This window comes from Paracoccus yibinensis (genome assembly GCF_030846195.1).
Taxonomy (GTDB): domain Bacteria; phylum Pseudomonadota; class Alphaproteobacteria; order Rhodobacterales; family Rhodobacteraceae; genus Paracoccus; species Paracoccus yibinensis.
In genome coordinates, this window is sequence record NZ_JAVCWH010000001.1 from 487,627 (window position 1) to 506,189 (window position 18,563).

Below are 18,563 nucleotides of genomic sequence, written 5' to 3' on the forward strand. Positions count from 1 at the left end.
GGGAACCGATGCTCAGCTTTGAAACCCCGCATATCGAGGCAGACGGGGTGATCCTGTTTCCCGACCACGAGGATCCGCTGCTGTGGTATTACAGCGCCGGGATGCCGCAGATGGCCCTTGGCCCCCAGGGACGTCCCATGTTCGACCTGTGGGTCTATACCGAGGCATTGGTCCACGATTTCCTGACCGGCACCCGCATCCCGGACGAGATGGGCGGTGGCTTCCTGACCCTTGGCGTGAACTGCCGCCGCACCGACCGGGAACTGCGCGAGGCGCGCAAGGCCATCGCGCGCGCCACCGACGCCGACGAGGACGCCATCAAGCTGTCCCCCATTCCTTATACACAGGGCAAAGCCAGCGTCATCGCGCTGGACAACACGACGCTGGGCACCGTGACGCCCGATCCGGCCGGGGCCGATCCCAATGCCGGGCGCCCGCGCTTTGTCACCGCGATCCTGGGCGCCGGGGTGCCTGCCCTGCTCGGGGATCTGCAATCCATCTTCTCGCTGTCCCTGTCCGACGACGGGGCGGCCTTCATGGCAGGCATGTTCGACGCGACCTCGACCCCCGTGGGCGTGGTCTATGAACTGGAATTCGAAGGCCTGTCGCCCGCCGTCAACGTCACCGTCAGGGCCGACATGGACAAGCTGCGCCGCCATTTCGGCGGCGGGCTGCAAGGCCAGGTGCAGTGGTTCAAGGCCGACATCCAGGCCGCCGTGGACCATCTGGTGCAGACGAATGCGGTGGAAATCGACAGCTCCACCTTCATCGACAGCGACGCCGCGCGAGAGGCCGAGCAAAGGGCCATTGCCCTGTTCAAGGAAGACCTGATCCAGCAGATGTTCCGCCCCTCGCTGCCCCAGCCGCCCAAACCCGCGCCGGGCCAGGGCCTGGGAGAGGCCATCGCCGCCCTGGCGCGCACCGGCAGCGGGGCCGCATCCGGGGGGGCCGCAGGCGCGGCCACGGCGGCGACCGGCGGATCATTGGGCCTGACGCTGAAATTCGAACAGGAGACCGCGCATCTGTCAGGCACCTTCAGTTACAACTCGCGGATGCCGGTCAGCCGCACCGACGCGCCGCAGGCATTCCTGCAAACCCTGATCGACCCTGACGATCACGCGGAACACACCACCCTCATCAACCTGGGCACCGCCTCCGCCTTCTTCGACCGGGTCGAGGCCATCGTGTCCCTGCCCGAGGAGGAAACCTTCGCCGAAATGAACCTGCGCCAGGCGGTCGTCAGCATGGCCTATGGCGAAGGCGACCCGTCGCGTCCGCCGGATGTCAAGCCGCCGCTGGTCTGCCTGCCGGGGGGCGAACGCACCCGCGTGCTGGCTTTCCATCGCAACGGACGGCCCAGCATGGCCGTCACCTATGACATCACCTATGAATTCGACGATCCGGTGAATGCCACGGTGGATCGCAGCCGTTATGTCACGCCGCGCACCACCTCCACCACCCGCGCGGTGATGGTCGATCCGCGCGGCGACTTCGGCTATCGCCGCCTGATCCTGCGCCCGGGCCGCATTCCCGCCAACGTGGCCGAAATCAGCCTGACTGCGGACTTCGCCACCCCTTCGGGCGCCTTCACCGCCCGCCGGACCTTCGGCCTGCACGGTCCCTTCGACCGCACCATCGCCGAGATCGCCCCCAACGGCGCCGAATGGTCCATCCGAACCGAGGAGAAAGGCCCCGGCACCTTCCGCCTGACGCCCACCTATGTCTTTGCGGACGACAGCGGCGTCTGGACGGCGCCGCAGCAGATCGCCGAATCCGCCTTCTTCACCCTGGACGCGCCGTTCCGCGCGCAGCGGCAGTTGATCATCCAGCCGAATGTGCTGTCCCCCTCGGTCGAAGGCATCGACGTCGAGGTCGAATACGACGACGCAACGGCAGGCTATCGCCGTCGCTTCCGCGACACGCTGGTCCCGCCCTTCCAGGCGCTGACGCTGCAATGGTCGATCCTGGACGAGGATCGCCGCACCGTCCGCATCCGATCGACCGTGCGCGAAGGCGGCATCGTCTCGCAGGGGGAATGGATTGACTGGGATGAAACCACCCATGTTGTCGGATCGGACGCCGCGCGGCCCGATGCCCTGACGGTGCGCCTGATCGGCGGGGATCTGGCATCCACGGGCCTGGACGCCGTGCTGGTCGAGGTGCGCGCACCGGACGAAACAGGCGCCCCCCGCACGACCGAACTGTTCTTCGGTCCGGGCGATCCCATCACCGCCACGGTCGATCTGATCCGCCGTCCCGGCCAACCCCTGACCTATGATTTCCGCACCCAGACCTTCCGCAGCACGGGCGAGGCCGCCATCAGCCCCTGGCAGACCCGCACCGACGCCCTGCAACTGATCATCTCGATCCGAACCCTTTGAAGGGGAACGACCATGCTGGACCTGAATACCCGTTTCGAGCTTCTGGGGGTCACGCTCTATCGCGACGCGGACCAGCCCGAAGTGTTTTTCTTCCTGCCCCAGAACCCGGTGATCGCGCGGGACCGGGCCGGGCTGATGTTCGACCTGATGCTGTATGAAAAGGGCGGCCAGGCCGACGACCTGCAGACCGGCGGCTTCCTGACGCTGGCGATCTCGACGGGGCTTGGGGCGCTGGAACAGCCGCTGCTGCGGGAACTGCGCCGCCAGTTCGGGGACAATGCGCGGCTGGTGTCCATTCCCTTTACGGAAGGGTCTGTCCGGCTGGCGGGGCTGGACACGGGCGTGGCGCCCATCAATCCCGACGGCACCGGCGGCCCGGCCAGCGATCCCGGCCCCACCGGCATCCGGCTGGTGGAAAAGGTCTTCGGCGCCACCACGCCAAACCTGGACGGCGACAACCGCGCGGTCTTTTCGCTGCAACTGTCCCAGGACGGCGCGGCCTTCTTTGCCGACCTGATGGAACAGGGCCGGTCCGCCCGCCCGCTGATCGCCATCTATGACCTGAAATACACCGGGTTGATGGAGGTCGAGAGCCTGCGGATCGAGATCGACTATTCCCGCGTCTATGACTTCCTGCGCACCCGCATCGGCTTCAACGCCATCGTCGTGGCAGGCGAGATCGACAACATCGTCGAAGAACTGCGCGACAACCAGGCGATCAAGATCGACGACACCGTGCGCAGCCTGGAACTCTCCACGCCCGAGGCGATGAAGGAACGTCGGGACCGGATCGACGCCCTGGTCAAGGAACTGGCGACCGGCGCCTTCTTCGCACCGTCCCTGAAGCTGGGCGATCCGTCGGTCGAGGAAAGCAGTGTCTTCGCCGCCCCGACGGGCGAGGTCGCGACCGGCCTGTTCCGCCAAGGCCTTCCCGCAGCCATCGGGCAAGCCATGGGCCAGGTGGTGACGACCCGCGAGATGGCGACCGCAAACGACATCAACACGCCCCCGCCCGAACCGGGCGAAGGCCAGCCTGCCCCTGCCGCCAACACCCAGGTCGCCGCGCAATCCTCGGCCTTGGGCCATCCGACGGCGACCTTCACCATGCGGCATCTCCAACAGCGCGAATTGCGCAAGGTCACCTATGACCTGTCGCGCACCACCGCGATGCAGCGCAGCACCGGGCCGCAGAACCCGCTGCTGTTCATGGGATCGGAACGCGAAATCCGCGCCCGCATCCACAAGATCAGCCTGAACCATCCCTTCTTCGCCCGGCTGCGCATCGACGTGGACGCGGGCGGCACCGACTTCGCGGCCGAAGGCATTCGCGCCATGACCGTCAACCTGCGCTATGGCCGCCGCCCGGACGGGCTGCCCAAGGAAACCGCCGACGTGATCCTGGACAGCGCCGATGACCGCGCCAGCTTCGTCTTTGCCCGCGATCAGGGCGGGGACATGGGCTATGAATACCAGTTGACGCTGCATTACCTGCCGGGCTTCGGCCTGGGCGACACGCGCCAGACCGTCACCGGACCCTGGACCCGGTCCGAGGCGCGGCAGCTGTCCGTCCACCCCTCGATGCTGGCCCGCCGCCAGCCGATCACGCTGACGCTGCCCCGCGTGGTGCCACCCGACCTGTCGGAAGTGCGCGCGACGGTCGCCTATGTCGATCCCGAAGGGGTCATCGACGACCGTCGCAGCTTCGTGCTGACGCCAGGCGGCGCACCCGCCATCGCGAATGTCCGCTTCGCCGACACGAACGACGCGGCGCGCATCACGGCCGAGGCGATCTTTGCGGATGGCAGCACCAAGCCCCTGGCCGAGGAGATGCGCCCCGACCCCACAGGCGCCAAACCCCTGGATCTGGTCGTCCTGCCCGTTCCGCAGCGGCCCGCCGCGCAGTTTTCCGTCATGCTGTCCGATCCGCTGGACGAACTCCGCTCGGTTCTGGTCGATTACGAGGTCAGGCAGGCAGGCCAACTGATCGCCAGCGCCGCCGTCGAAGTCACTGAACCCCTGCGCGCGGTGCCCGTTACCGTGGTGCTGCCCGCCCCGACGCCCCTGCCCGAGGTGCGCCTGCGCGAACGCCGCATCTTCGACCGCGGCGGCATCGAAACCCTGAATTTCCAGCCCCTGACCGACGGCCTTGCCATCGTCGGCGTTCCGGCGGCCGACGTGATGGAGGTGACGCTGCGATACCTTGGCCCGCCGATGGCCGCGCTGGGCGTCCTGGGGATCCTGGTCAGCCTGCGTTACCGGACCCCCGACGACGACCCCGAATTCCGCCAGACCGCCAGCCTGTTCGTCGAGGCGGCGGAACCCGCCCGCTGGGTGGTGCGGCTGAAGGACCGCGCGGCGCGCAGCTTTTCCTGGCAGGCCACGCTGATGCTTCAGACCGGCCAGCAGCGCGCCCTGCCCGAAGTCACCACCGAAAACACCCTCGTCCTTTTGCAGATCACCGCCTGAGACACGGAGCGCGATCATGAGTTTCGAAACCGACAAGCTGCGCTACATGTTCACCGCCGAACCTGCGGGCGGCAGCGGCATTTTCGGCAGTGGCGGGGGCGACGGCACCGCGCAGCCCGTCGTGCCCATCCATCTGGCCAACGAAGTCGAACCCCTGCTGATGGGTCCGGCCTATTTCGCGAAACTGAAGGCCGCCATCGACGCCCTGCCCGCCAGCGGCAACCCGATCCTGTGGCTGGCGGGCTGGTGGTTCACGCCGCTGTTCTCGCTGGATACAATGACCGGCGGGCCGGAAATGACCGCCCTGCTGAAGGCCAAGGCGCGGGCCGGTGTGGACGTGCGCGTCCTGGGATGGGTCCTGGCGCCCGAGATGATGTCGTCAAGCATCGTCCAGTCCAACGCGGCCGAGGCGTTCCGCACCAGCTATGGCACCATGCGCTTCATCAAGGAACTGCGCACCGAGCCCGCGCTTGCGAACAAGGTCGCCTGCAACACGCTGTCCCACCCGGCGGGCGCGGTCCACACCAAGCTGGCCCTTGTGGGCAACGACGACCAGATGACGGTCTTCACCGGCGGGCTTGATTGCGTCAACGACCGCCACGATCCCGTCTGGCGCGACGTGCAGTTGCGCCTGACCGGTCCCGCCGCGCAGCCCGCCTTCGACTTCTGGCGCGAGATGTGGAACGAGGTGCAGTCCCGCCCCGTCAAGCCGCTGTCCTTTTCCGTGACGCTTGGTGGCAAGGTCCATGCGATCAGCCTGGACAACCGCACCGCCGCCGCGACCGCCATCCCGGCGCGCAGCGTGGGCCGTCCGTCGGCCGGGCGCATCCACGCGCAATCGCTGCGCACCGTCCCGCAGTTCAACTTTCCCTCGCTGTTCGGGTTCTCGCCCATCCCGATGAACGACACATGCACCTTCGCGCCGTCGGGTGTCTTCGACGTGGATCGCGGCTGGCGGGCGGCCATCGGGGGGGCCGAGACCTATTACTATGTCGAGGATCAGATGCTGTCGTCGCAGCCCCTGTGCGACGCGCTGAATGCGCGGTTGCGGGCGGACGACGATTTCCGCGTGGTGCTGGTCACAGGGCGGTTCGACCCGAACGATCCGCCCAGCGACATCGGATCCTGGACACGGGCACGGGCGATCAACTTCCACCTGATGCGCGGATTGACGGCGGCGCAGAAGGCGCGCGTGGCGATCTTCAACCATTCCTCCAAGGTGGTGCATTGCAAGATCGCCATCGCCGACGACAAATGGGGCTTCGTCGGTTCGCCCAACTTCTCGGTCCGGTCGCAGTTCACCGATTTCGAACACGGCTTTGCCTTCATGGACGAAGCCGAGGCCGCCGTCCCCGCCTTCCGCCGCCAGTTGTGGGACAGCATCTTCGGCGCCCCCGAACCCGACATGACGGCGGCGCTGAACCGATGGTTCGCGATCCCCGAAGGCGGCACCCAGGGGACGCTGCAACGCATCGCCACCCCCGTCGCCGTCCCGACCCTGGGCACCGTCGAACGCCTGGCTGCTGACGCCCTGTTCGAGGTGGACAGCCGCCAAAGCTGGGGGTCCGACCTGATCCTGATGCTGACCGGCAATATCGGCCTGCCGGTGACGTCATGATCGCCCTGGGCACCATGCGGACGATGCGCGGGCAGGCCAACCTGCTGGTCTTTGGCGACGATGCGGATCCCTATGTCCATCATGTCCTGCCGCTGGACCTGATCCCCGACGGTCCGCCGTCGCTGACCGTCATGGGGCGGGGACCAAGGGACCGGGCTGAAGGCATCCTGGGCGGCTTCTGGATCCTGCCCCTGCGGGGGGATGCGCCGCCCGCCGACATGGCGGCGATCACCGCGGGGCTGGCGCAACCCGACGGCCCCGCCCCCCGCCTGCTGATGGCCGAAGCCGATCTGGACCTGCAAGCCACCCTGAGCGACGACCCCGAGACCGGCGCCACGATCCATGCCGCCTCCTGGCGCGGCGGCACCATCGCCCTGAACGGCGAGGTGCCGGGGGGCGAGCCGGGCGCGGCGATGGCCCGTGCCTGGGATCGCCGCCTGCCGGACGGGGTGGCGCGGATCACCCTGACACTGCGCGGCATGGCCCCGCCCGAGGCCACGACATCCCTGGACGAAACCCTGCGCCTGTCGGGCGGCGACGGGCGACTGTCGCTGGAACGCTCCTCCAGCAGCACGACCACCCGCCGCCAGAACGCAGCCACCCTTTCCATCAGGCGTGATCAGCCTCTGCGCCTGCCCCCCGGCAGCCGCGACGTGATCTGGGCCGGCTTCGATCGAACCTGAAAGGACAGACGACATGCTTTCGCTTTACGGCAGCTTTACCGTCCCCGGCGTCCCCGACGTGGTCATCTATCGCGACGACGAAAACGCGCGCAAATTCTATATGGTCGCGGCCAAGCCCCGCATCCTGCGCAGCGATCCGCGCGATCCCGCCAGTCGTCCGATGATCGACCTGATCGCCTATACCCGCGACCATTCCCAGCCGATCCCGGCAACCGAGGATGTCGAGCGCGGCCACCTGCAGATGACCGTGGGGCTGGAGGTTTCGCAGGCGGACCAGAACCGCATCCGTGCCTTTCTGCGCCAGCGGCTTGCCGACGAACTGGGCCGGGGCTTCCGCTTCCTGGGCATCATCCTGCGGCCGGGGGAACCGGAACTGGGCTATGCGCCCCAGTTCATCGGCGGCACTGCCGTCGCCACGACCTTCGGCGGCGACCTGCAGATCGCGGCCCAGGGCACCTGCCCAATCCTGTCCACCGGCATCAACAGCGCCAGCTTTTCCTATGAACTGACGCAAAGCGGGGCGCGCTTCATCCGGCAGACGATGGAACAGGGCGCGCTGCCGATCCAGGTCCGCTATGAAAAGCTGATGATGATCGCGCGCATCCCCGCCGTGACCATCCGCATCAACGGCGACCGCCGCGACTTTCTGACCGAGGCCCGCGAGCACGCCTTCATGCGGCCGTTCCTGACGGTTCAGGGCCTGCTGATCCATCGGCTTGTCTATTACGCGCCGCCGACCCTTTCCAGCTTCCGCGACACCCACCAGACCCTGACGATCGAGATCGACGACGGCGATTTTCGTGACGCCGACCCGTCCGAGGATCTGACCCAGGAACTGGAAAAGATGGCGCTGACCATCCTGCAGAACAACATCCTGCCCGGATTTTTCGAACCCGCCATTCCGGCGCAGGACGAAACCGAGGACGAGAAGGGCCGCGGATACTGGTTCCGCGAAACGACCGAGGTCACGGGCAGGGTCGATGTCACCATCAGCCGCCGCGACGTGGTCCAGATCGAACACGGCGCCAACAACATCCTGGGAACCGAACTGACCCAGGCCGAGGCGGCGGCGGCCATCCGCTATGCCAGCCTGTCCCAGCCCAACATTCCGGTGATGACGCTGACGGTCGTGCCCAACATCAATTTCGAGGTCGATCCGATCCTTCTGGTCAGCGTCTTCATCGACTATGACGAATTCGACGAGATCAAGAACCAGCGGGTCCGGGTGCAAAAGCAGATCCGGCTCAGCCGCGATGACGGCCCGCAGCAATTCCGCTTCGACCTGGCGATGGGACCGGACCGGGTGGCCAAGGCCAACTATCGCTATCGCACGGTGGTTCATTTCACCGGGTCCATGGTGACGGCCGAACATCCCCCCGCCGGGGGATGGAATGCAGGCACGGGCGAGGTCCTGGTCATCAGTTATGCCCAGTTGGGCCAGGTCAAGGTCGATCTGCTGCTGGCGCCCATGCCGCCCGAGGTCGCTTCCGTGGATGTGACGCTGACCTATCCCGATCCCACGGCGCGCGGCGCGGTCAAGACCGTGACCCTGTCCCCCGCCAGCCCCACGGGCAGTTGGCTGGTCTCGGTTCCCGCCGGGGGGGCGATCCGGCCCTATCGCGTGGACCGCCTTTACCGCATGACCGACGGCACCACCCTGACCCTTCCGCCCGAGGAAAACGCCGCCGAGACGCTGACCATTACCAGCCCGTTCGAGGCGCGGGTGCCGACCACCTTCATTGCACGCGGTAATTTCCAGACCGAAGTGACGGCGATCTTCGTCACGGCCACCTATGCCGACCCGGCCCATGACCTGACCGAACGGGCCACGTTGGAACTGAACGATAGGATTCGCACCCTTACATGGACCGCACGCCAGGTCGATCGCGACCTGACGCGCTTCGACTATCAGGTCAAGGTTCTGCGTCACGACGGGTCCGAATCCACGACCGACCACAGCGGCAACCTGGGCGAGACGATCACAGTCGGACCCAGCGGGACCGGCTCGGTCGAGGTGATCGTTGATACAGCACTGGTCGATTGGGCTCGCTTTGCCCGCGTCATGGTGACGCTGGAATACGAGGATCCGGCCCACAACATATCCCTGCGTAAGCCGCTGCTGTTTTCCGATATGGGACCTATGGTCCAGACCTGGTCCTGGCTGATCGCGGACCCCGCAAGGCGCGGCTTCCGCTATACGGTGCGCCGTGTGGGGCGCAACGCCGCCGACGACATCATCGAGCCGCCGGTCGATACCGACGATCCCTTTGTCGTGCTGCGGTAAGGGGGCGGCCATGGCAAACGCTCTGCTCAGCGTCACGCAGGAAACGGCCCAGCCGGTCCAGGTCAGCCCCCGCCCGCGCCGCGCGGCCGCCGACATGGGGATGGTCATGCGCGCCGCGCATATGGCGATGATCGCCCCGCCCGTGTTCCTGGCAGCCAATGAACCCTCGCAGGACGGCCGCGCCTTTCCAACCGTCGATGGACGCCACCTTGCCCGCCCCCTGCTGGCGCTGGGGCAGCGGGGCGGAACCTTTCCCGGCCCCGACGTGGCCTTCCTGAAGGAAATCGACGGTTCGACCTATCTGCACATCGCCCTGCGCCAGACCCTGCCGCCGGGCACCCCCGAAGGCACCGAACTTCTGGGTTCCCTGTCCCGCCCGCCCCGCATCCAGTGGGCGGGCGGGGAATTCGTGCTGCCCGACCCCACGCCCGTTGACGACAGCGACGGCGTGGGCGGGCAGATGCGCATTCTGGCGCCCCTGAGTCCCGATCTGGTGGCGCAACTGGTCCAAGCCATGACCGACCCGGCGGCGGGCTGCGTGCTGGTCGCCGAATATTCGGCCTTCTACCGGCTGCGCAGCGATGTCCCTGCGGACCCGCCGGACCGGCCCCGACCGCCTTGGCACAGGCCGCGCCCCTGGCCGCGCCACCCGTTCGACCCGCATGAGTTGCCCATGCACCGGCCGCAGACGCTGGACATTGGCGAATTGCACCGGCTGGACGTGACGATCCCGGCACATGCCATGGTCGTGGCCCCTGACGCCGCAGGCCCGCCCTCCCTTCAGACCGCCGCCCTTGTCAGCAACGCCGCGCGCATCTCGCCCGAGCTGCTGGAGCATTGGAAGGGGCGGCAAGTCATCGACATCCCCGATTTCTGGATCGGCCCCGCGCAGACAGAGGAGCGGGACGTCACAGCCAGCTTCGTCCGGCAGGTGCCATTCTTCTTCGACCGGACACTGGATCAGAACCTCGGCGTGTTCCGCGCGATTTCCGGCGCGGCGATCCTGCCGACCGAGTGGCAGGACAGCGAATGGGGCACCCTGCGTCCGGCGGAATTCGTCAACACCGTCTATCTGCTGCCGCACGAATACCGGCTGGCCTATGACGCCGCGCGCGGCCTGCCGCACATGCTGCCCGTGCAATACGCCGCACCTGATGGCAGCCGCCGCCTGCGCGTGCTGCTGCGCACCGAACCCTGGTACGATCCTGCCCGCGTGGCGGGCCTGCAGGCGGCCCTGTCCCGGACAGGCGGCGGCGCCTATGTCCATCCGCAGGTGATCGCGGGGGGCGTCGCGGGCGCGCGGCTGACCCTGAACACCATCTTCCCCGAGGATATCGCCGTCGAACACGATGAAGGCGCAGATGGCGTCGATATCGACATGACCTCGCCCTTCGACCTGACGCTGGACGTCAGCGAGGAATATTACACCCTTCTGGCCACCATCCTGACCGGTCCCGTTGGCCTGACCGGATCGGTTCAGGTGACGCTGACCCGGGCCGCGGACGGCGCCCCTGCCGCACTGCGCCGGGTGCCGCTGGTCCTGACCTTCCAGCGACTGGGCGCGCTGCCCGTGGCGGAATTCGTGGCGACCGCGACGATCAACCCGGAACGCGTCGATCTGACCAATCGCGCTGCCCAGGCGGTAACCGTCGCGGGGGCCGAGGCGTCCCTGTTGTTGCTAGACGAAAACGCCCTGATGCCCGCAGCCGTCCTTGTCGCCCGCCCGGCCGAGGCTTTGCCCCTGACCATCCCGCCCGGGGGCAACGCGACCCTGACCTTTGCCCCGGTGGCCGCGCCCGAGGGTTCGGTCTGGAACACCGTGGTCCCCGTCCTGACCGGCGTCACCGCCGCCGTGGATCCCGATGCCGCCCTGCGCGGGATCCATGCGCTTGCCCCTGCGGGCGCCTCGGGCTGGCGGCTGCGGATCCTGTCGCCGCAACTGGCCCAGGCCGGTGCCACGCCGGATCCCGATCCCATGATCGCGGTCGAGGTGCGCATGACGCGCCCCGGCGCCGCCGGTCCCGTGCAGGTCACGCTCATGGCCGGCGAAGCCGAACGGACGGTGACCTTTCCCCGCAGCCTGGACGACCTAATTCCAGCAACAGCGGGCGGAGGCGGGACGGCGGGCGACGGATTCCTGCGCCTGACGGTGGCCGCGCGGGGCGTCTGGCCGACGGGTTTCGGTCCCTGGACGGACCCTGCCGAGAACGTGGGCGACACGCTGTTCGTCTTCGTGCCGCCGCGCGATGGGGGAACGGGATGATGACCGCTGACATCCTTGCCGTGACCGCCCGCCGCCTGATGGCGATGCAGGGACCGGACGGGTTGTGGGGCGCCTTCCGCCTGCGTCCCGGCGAAAGCCGCGAATGGATCGGTGCCGTCGCGGGCTTCGCCCTGGCCGAGGCTGCAGCGTCTGGACGCCTGCCCCCTGCCCTGGCGGCATCCGCAAGGGCCTGCGCCGGACGGGCCGCGTGCGCCTTGCGCGCCCGCGAACGGCCCGGCGGCGGCTGGGGCTATGACGCCAGCGTCCCGCCCGACAGCGACAGCACCGCCGCAGCCCTGCGCCTGTTCGCCGCACTTGGACAGGATGCGCCCGCGTCGGTCGTCTTCCTGGCGGCGCAGGGCAACCCCACGGACGGCTGGTCCACCTATGGCCCGATGCGGTCCTGGGACCACTGGTCCCTGCCCTGCCCCGAGGTTGACGGCGCCTGCGCCCTGGCCCTTTCCGCTGCGGGGGCGGTGGATCGGGACGAATTGGCGACCTTGTGGCGCAAGCGGCTGGCCCTGGGTCAGGACGCGGGCGGACACTGGCGCGCCTATTGGTGGCCCGGTCCCGGCGTCGCCACGCTTGCAGCGATCGAGGTATGGGTTGCAGCTGGCCGCCCCGCCCCGTATCCCCGCCTTCCCGACCCCGCCACGCCGGACATGTCCGCCTTGGACGCAGTGACGCTGGCGCAGGCGCGCGGGCTGCTGGATCCGGCAGAAGGCCTTTCGGCCTTGGCCGAGGCCTGCGTGCGGATGGACCGGCCGGGACAATGGCCCGCCGATGCGGTGCTGCTGGCCCCGCCGCGCCATCCGGCATCCCCTCCGGGCGATTCCAGCCTCGAAGGGCGGGGCGTCATGACGACCGCCGCCGCCCTGCGCGCCCTGATGGCCCTGCCCGCCTGTCAGGCGCCACGGTCGATCCGGCGCCCCGTGCCCCCTGTGGCGCAGGGCCTTGGGACGCTGGCCGAAACCCTGGGCCTGTCCCGGCAAGCCGCGCATCTGGCACGGCGGGCGGGCGCGACACTGCTGAACCCCTTGCTGGCACCGCCGGTCCCCTGGCCGAACAAGGCCGTCTCCAGCCTGGCGCGCGGCTGGCCGGTCGAATTTTCCGCGACGCTTGACCCCGACCTCCGCCCCGCGCTGCGCCTGGCCTGCGACCTGGGCGATCCGCGCCTGTCGGCGCCGGGCCGGGCCTGGGTGGCCCGTGCGTCCCTAGTCCGCGCGGCCCGGAAGCTGGAGATGGATCCGCAGCCGCTGCGATCAGGTCTGGCGCCGCTGATCGCATCGGCGCACCAGTGCGATCCGGGCGAACGTTTCCTGATCTGGGGCGGAATGGACCTGATGGACGGCCCGCAGGAACCGCAACCGATCCTGAAGGCCTATGCCAACCTGGCCTTGGCCGGTCGGGATCCCGCCGACCGGCTGAAGCTTGCCGCGCGGATCGTCGCGGCTGCTGGAGGCACGGATGTCGGGGCGGATCTGCTGGCGCTGAACGCCGCCCTTGGGGCTGGCCATCCGCAGCAGATGGGCCTTGCCCTGACGGCGCAGGGTCTGGCGGGTGCCAAGGTCTATTGGGAGTTGCCGCATTACGACGCGGCGGCGGTGGCGCGCATGGCCGTGGCCGTGGGACTGACCAACCTGCCCGACACCTTTACCCCCGAAATTCCCGGCATCGCCAGTCATGCCTCGGCCCTGCGCGTGCTGTCGGGGCTGGCGGTCCATATCCATCCGGTCCGGGGGCTGGCACCCGAACTGACCTTGGCGGTCCAGGCGCCCCAGGGCGTCACCTGGCGCGACGCGCACGAGGCCGCGTCGATCGCCGCCTGGGCCGCTGGGATGGGCCTTTCGGCCAAGCCCGCCCTGGCGCTGATGGCCGCGCTGCGGTCCGAGGGCCCGGCCCCCCGAAGCCTGCACACGCTGACCCTGCGTGCCGATGGGCGCCTGCGGGCGGCGGTCTATTTCCACGCCGATGGCTGGCTGGGCCGCCACCTGACCCGTCCAGCGTCGCCAAAGCCCTTGTCACAGCCCATTCCGATGCCGCCGCGCCACCCAGGCCCGGCCCCCCTGCAAGGAGGATTGTCATGACATCCGATCACCACGACAACGCCCGCCTGTCGCGGCGCGGCTTTCTGGGAACCGCCGCCCTTGGCGGGGCCGCAGCCCTCGGCATGGCCTTTCCTGCCAGCGTTCCCGCCCAGCCGGGCGGCGGGTCCAGCGGGTCGGGCACCGGCACCGCGCAGGGCACCCGCGTGCGCCGCAACATCTATGCCCTGGCCCAGACCGCCGAGGGACGCGCAATGATCGAGGCCTATCGCACGGGCGTCAAGGCGATGATGGCCAAGCCCTATTCCGATGTCACAAGCTGGCGCTTCCAGGCGGCGATCCATCTGCCGAACCCGGCCGATGCCAGTGATTTCGCCAATCTGCCGGTGGAATTGCAGCTTTACCTCGACCGCGCGAACCTGTGCCAGCACCGCAACCTGCGCTTCCTGCCCTGGCACCGGATGTATGTCTATTTCTTCGAACGGATCGTGCGCAAGGCGTCGGGCAAGGCGGACTTCACGCTGCCCTACTGGAACTACACCGACAGTTCCGCCGAACGCGCCCTGCCCGAGGCATTCCGCAATCCCGCCTCGGAATCCGCGAACGCCCTGTTCCGCAGCGCGCGCGGGCCGGGGATCAACACCGGCACGCCACTGGACAGCGCGTCGGTCAGCACCTCGGCGGCCTTCAACGAAACCTCTGCCGCGCCAGCGGGGGCCAGGCCGGGGTTCTATCAGGAAATCGAAAGCCAGCCCCATAACATCATCCACGTGATGCTGGGCGGCGACGGGCTGATGTCCGACCCCGCGACCGCCGCGCTGGATCCGATCTTCTGGCTGCATCACTGCAACATCGACCGGCTGTGGACCCGCTGGAACGCGCGGGGGCGGCCCAACATCAGCGACGGCGCCTTTCTTGGCCGCGTCCACCGCTTCTGGGACGAGGACGGCAACCTGGTCGAGATGACCACGCGCGAGGTGATGGATACCGTCACCCGGCTCGATTATCGCTATGACGACGCCACTGGTCCCGAGGCGGGCGAGGTGATCCTGGCCAATGCCGGCACCGGGGTCGAGGCGGGCGTTCCGGTCAGCGAACTGGCCGCATCCCTTGGCCCCGTCACCCTGTCGCGCCAAGGCGTCAGCATCGAAACGCAGCCCGTGGTCGAGGCAGGCGGACCCGAGCTGTTCGCCACGACGACGGCCGACCAGCTGGCCGAGCCGGTCGTGCTGCGGCTGGACGACATCCGCTTCGACACGCCCCCGCGCACTGTGTTCGAGGTCTATCTGAACGCCCCCGAAGGCAGCGCCCGCGACATGGATCCGGCCTACTTCGTGGGGCTGTTCGCGCCCTTCACCCCGCCGGAAGGTGGCGACACCTATGATGAGGCTTTCGATGTCAGCGGCCTGATCAACCGCCAGATCCAGGCGGGCATCTATGACGGCGGCTCGCTCGACGTGCAGATCGTGCCCCGCGCGCCCGCTGCCGACCCAGGCGTCGAGGCAGGACCGCTGCCCGAGATCACCGTGGGCCGTGTGTCGCTGATCCGGTGACAGCGATGGAATTGTTCAGCGTCAGCAACCGGCCCTTCGACACGCCCCCGGCGGCCCCCGATCCGGTGGCCCCGGTCGAGGCGGGACAGATCGCCCCGGTCCCCGCCCCCGGACCCACACCTGCGACAGGCTTCCAGCCCCCACGGCCCGGCCCGCGGGCGCGCAATCCCGTCACAGGGCTGGAAACCGTGATCGGCAACGACGAACGCCAGCGCGTGCCCGATGCGGGCGGCGATCCCTGGCGGCGGATCTGCCAGCTTGACCTGATCGGGCCGCGCGGCACCTTCAAGGGCACCGGCTGGCTGGCGGGACCGGCGACGGTCATCACCGCCGGGCACTGCGTGCATTATCCGTCCTTCTTCGGCGGCTGGGCCGACCGGATCGTGGTCGCGGCCGGGCGGACCGGCGACAGCTACCCCTTCGGCAAGATCGAATCCGTGCATTTCTCGACCCTGAATGTCTGGGTCGATGGCTTGGCTGCCGACCACGACATTGCCGCGATCCATCTGTCCGAGGCCCTGGGCGACCGGACCGGGATCTTTCCGGTCAAGATATGCGCCGATGCCGACCTGATCGGCCGGATGGTCAACGTGTCCGGCTATCCGACCGACAAGGAATTCGCCAAGGTCCAGTATCACCACGCCAATCGCATCATGGCGGTGACACCCCGGCGGCTGTTCTATGACATCGACACCGTCAGCGGCCAATCGGGCGCGCCGGTCTGGGCACAGGATGCCCCCGACAGCCCGGCGGTCTGCGTGGGCCTGCACGCCTATGGCATTCCGGGAACACCCATCGACCTGCACATCACCGCGAATTCCGCCCCCCGGTTCGACGATGCCGTCCTGGCGATCCTGCGGGACTGGGTAAAGGCGGATTGCGAGCGGCTGGGACTGCCGGTGCCGGTGATCTAGCCGATGTTGAGCGTCTTGAAGACAGCATCGCGCCGTGCCTGCAGCGCCTGGATCGCGTCCGGCAGGTTCAGGTTCACGAAGAACCCCCAGAGCAGCGGCGCCAGCAGCGCCCACCAGCTTGTCAGCGGCACCAGCGAAAACACCGCAACGCCCGAGATCAGCGCCAGCACGGCCGCCGCACCTGTCGCCAAAGCGTCGGCCCGGCGCAGTTCGGTGGTCAACGCCGGGATGGCGTGGTCGGCGGCAGGCTGGACCGTCAGGGTGGTGGACTGGCGCGACAGCACATGGCCCTGCGCGTCGGCCAGCACGATCTGGACCGGGATCAGTCCGGGATGCAGGGGGCGAATTGTCAGCGCGGGATCGTCCCGGCCGGTGAAGCGCGCGGATCCCTGCGGCGTCCAGAGATGGGCGATGTGGCCGGCGGGCAGATCCATCACCCGGATGGTCAGGTCGCGTCCGGCCACCGGCAGGCGGGGATCGGTCTCGATCGCCAACGCATGCGGCTCCGGCAGCTCGATGCGGCGCTCGACGGGCGGGACGAACTCCACGCCGCCCTCCACGCCCGAGGGCTGGACATCGGCCAGATCCTCGAACGTGGCCAGCTTGGCGGTCCGGGCATGACGCTGATAATCCTGGACGAGCAGGGACAACCGATCCAGGGCATCCACGGGCCGCTGGTCCAGATCGCGCAAGATTGCCTCGGTCCGGGCGAAGGCGTCGGGAAAGTGGCTGTTCGCCGCGCCAGCCGCCAGCGTGCGCAGCACGCGCGCAATGGCCGGGTGCCCGGTCGCCGCCGCGCGGCGCAGATTGTGGTGGGCATCGCGCAGGGAGGTCAACACGCCCGGCGGGGTCGCCTCGACCGGCAACAGGAACCCCGCCCCCGCAGCTTGCAGGGGGGCAAAGGCCTGGACGGCCGCGTCGCGCGTCCAGCGGTCCAGGTCGTGGATCGCATGTCCCGCCTGGGCCGCGAAGTCCGACAGTGCCGCCAGCGCGGCCCGTTCGGCCTGGGCCACCTCGGTCTCGATCAGGCGGGCGGGACGTTCGATTTCCCCCGCCTCGATCAGCGCCTGCGCCTTGGCCAGGGCCGCGCCCCAGGCATCCAGCGGTTGTGCGGGCAGTTCGGAAACCGCAGGCAGCGTGCGCAGGGCCGCCAGAGGCGGTGCGATCACTGCCGCAAGGTCCTGACGCCGGGCATCGGCGGCCTGCACCTGGGTGGCGATCCCCTGGTTCAGCGCCTGAACCGCCGTTGCGATGACCGGTTCTTCGGTCGCCGCCAGAAGCTCGGCCCGCTGGCGGGCGATCAGGTCATCCAGTTCCTGCGCCAAGGCCTTGTCGCGCTGTTCGTCGCGCAGTCGGGCCGCCGCGACAAAGGCGCGTTCCGCATCCAGACGCGCGCGGGCCAGCACCTGCCGGGGCAGGATATGGCGGTTGACAAGCGCGCCCAGCACGATCCCCAGCACCAGCATCGACAGCACGGACATCCAGCCGATCCGGCTGGTGGCACGGATCGTCAGCGCGAATGGCTGCACCAGTTGCGGCGCCGTGATCCAGGCCTGCCCGGACAGCGCGCCCAGGGCAGGAAAGGCCCCGGCGGACCCCGGCACCAGCGTCAGTTCGGCGAACCGGCTGGCGGTGACGGTGCTGCCGCCGGTCAGTTCCAGCGATACGGGCACGGGACTGCCCTGCCTGTCCGCCGCATGAAGGCTGGTCCGCGTCGAAACGGTCAAGGGGCCGATGGCGGGCTGGTTCGGCGCGGGAAAGACGGGCTGCATCCGGTCCGATCCCGCCACCCGGCCGAACAGATCGGCATGCAGGACGCCCAGATCCACCTCCGCCGGCAGCGCCAGCAGGCTGGATGGACGCTGCACCACCAGCGTCTGGTCGCAGGCCAGCGGCGCGCCCGCGCGGGGAAATCCGAAATGCAGGGTGGCGGGGATGGCCGGCGGCACCTCTTGCAAGGGATGAAACCAGATGGTCATCCGGCGGGTCGTGCCATTCCCGATCTGCTGGATGGGCGCGGTCTCGACCCGGACCGCCGCATTTCCGAAAGGCGGCAGGGTCCAGCAAGCGACCGGGGGCTGTTCCCCGTCGAACAGAATCTCCACGCAGCCACGATCCGCGTCCTCGGGACAGGTGACGATGGGCAAGGTCCCTTCGGCCAGGCGTTGAATGGCGGGCGGCGGCGCGGGCGGGACTGCGCCCAGGGGCTGCGCCACCAGCGGTCCGGCGATCATCCCTGCCATCACGATCAGGGCCAGCTTCAGTCGGGAAAGCATCTGTCCAACCCCCGCATCCGCGATGCCGAAAGGATGACACGAATGTTGATTCGCAGTAAGATTCAGACCCATGGTCCGTG

The 18,563-nt window shown here is 68.6% G+C and carries 10 protein-coding genes; 9 read left to right on the plus strand and 1 reads right to left on the minus strand.

The window, feature by feature from the left end; translation table 11 throughout:
- Positions 1-8: 8 nt before the first annotated feature.
- From RAH32_RS02490 to RAH32_RS02530, 9 genes are read left to right on the plus strand one after another with little or no spacing between them, the layout of a single operon-like run.
- Positions 9-2,381, plus strand: coding sequence for a hypothetical protein (locus tag RAH32_RS02490; protein ID WP_306604809.1), 2,373 nt, complete (start codon positions 9-11; stop codon positions 2,379-2,381).
- A gap of 12 nt (positions 2,382-2,393) precedes the next feature.
- A complete protein-coding gene (locus tag RAH32_RS02495) occupies positions 2,394-4,847 on the plus strand; it encodes a hypothetical protein (protein WP_306604810.1) in 2,454 nt (817 codons plus the stop codon).
- Positions 4,848-4,863: 16 nt separating this feature from the next.
- Positions 4,864-6,465, plus strand: a complete 1,602-nt coding sequence (locus tag RAH32_RS02500) for a phospholipase D-like domain-containing protein (RefSeq protein WP_306604811.1) — start codon at positions 4,864-4,866, stop codon at positions 6,463-6,465.
- A complete protein-coding gene (locus tag RAH32_RS02505; protein ID WP_306604813.1) occupies positions 6,462-7,148 on the plus strand; it encodes a hypothetical protein in 687 nt (228 codons plus the stop codon). Before RAH32_RS02500 ends, RAH32_RS02505 begins: the two co-directional genes overlap by 4 nt.
- 13 nt (positions 7,149-7,161) lie before the next feature.
- Positions 7,162-9,432 carry a hypothetical protein gene (locus RAH32_RS02510; protein ID WP_306604814.1) on the plus strand — a complete coding sequence of 757 codons (2,271 nt, stop codon included), beginning with the start codon at positions 7,162-7,164 and terminating at the stop codon, positions 9,430-9,432.
- A 10-nt stretch (positions 9,433-9,442) separates the two neighbouring features.
- The gene (locus RAH32_RS02515; RefSeq protein ID WP_306604815.1) at positions 9,443-11,695 is read left to right on the plus strand and encodes a hypothetical protein; all 2,253 of its coding nucleotides are present in this window, start codon (positions 9,443-9,445) and stop codon (positions 11,693-11,695) included.
- Complete coding sequence (locus tag RAH32_RS02520) at positions 11,692-13,782, plus strand: hypothetical protein (RefSeq protein ID WP_306604816.1); 2,091 nt, start codon at positions 11,692-11,694, stop codon at positions 13,780-13,782. Before RAH32_RS02515 ends, RAH32_RS02520 begins: the two co-directional genes overlap by 4 nt.
- Positions 13,779-15,293, plus strand: a complete 1,515-nt coding sequence (locus RAH32_RS02525; RefSeq protein ID WP_306604817.1) for a tyrosinase family protein — start codon at positions 13,779-13,781, stop codon at positions 15,291-15,293. The genes RAH32_RS02520 and RAH32_RS02525 overlap by 4 nt, the downstream gene beginning before the upstream one ends.
- Positions 15,294-15,298: 5 nt before the next feature.
- Positions 15,299-16,207 carry a trypsin-like serine peptidase gene (locus RAH32_RS02530; protein ID WP_306604818.1) on the plus strand — a complete coding sequence of 303 codons (909 nt, stop codon included), beginning with the start codon at positions 15,299-15,301 and terminating at the stop codon, positions 16,205-16,207.
- Here the strand turns inward: RAH32_RS02530 and RAH32_RS02535 are convergent.
- Positions 16,204-18,483 (minus strand): coiled-coil domain-containing protein, encoded by a 2,280-nt coding sequence (locus RAH32_RS02535; protein ID WP_306604820.1) that lies wholly within the window; start codon positions 18,481-18,483, stop codon positions 16,204-16,206. The two genes, RAH32_RS02530 and RAH32_RS02535, sit on opposite strands and share 4 nt — an antisense overlap.
- Positions 18,484-18,563 lie beyond the last annotated feature (80 nt).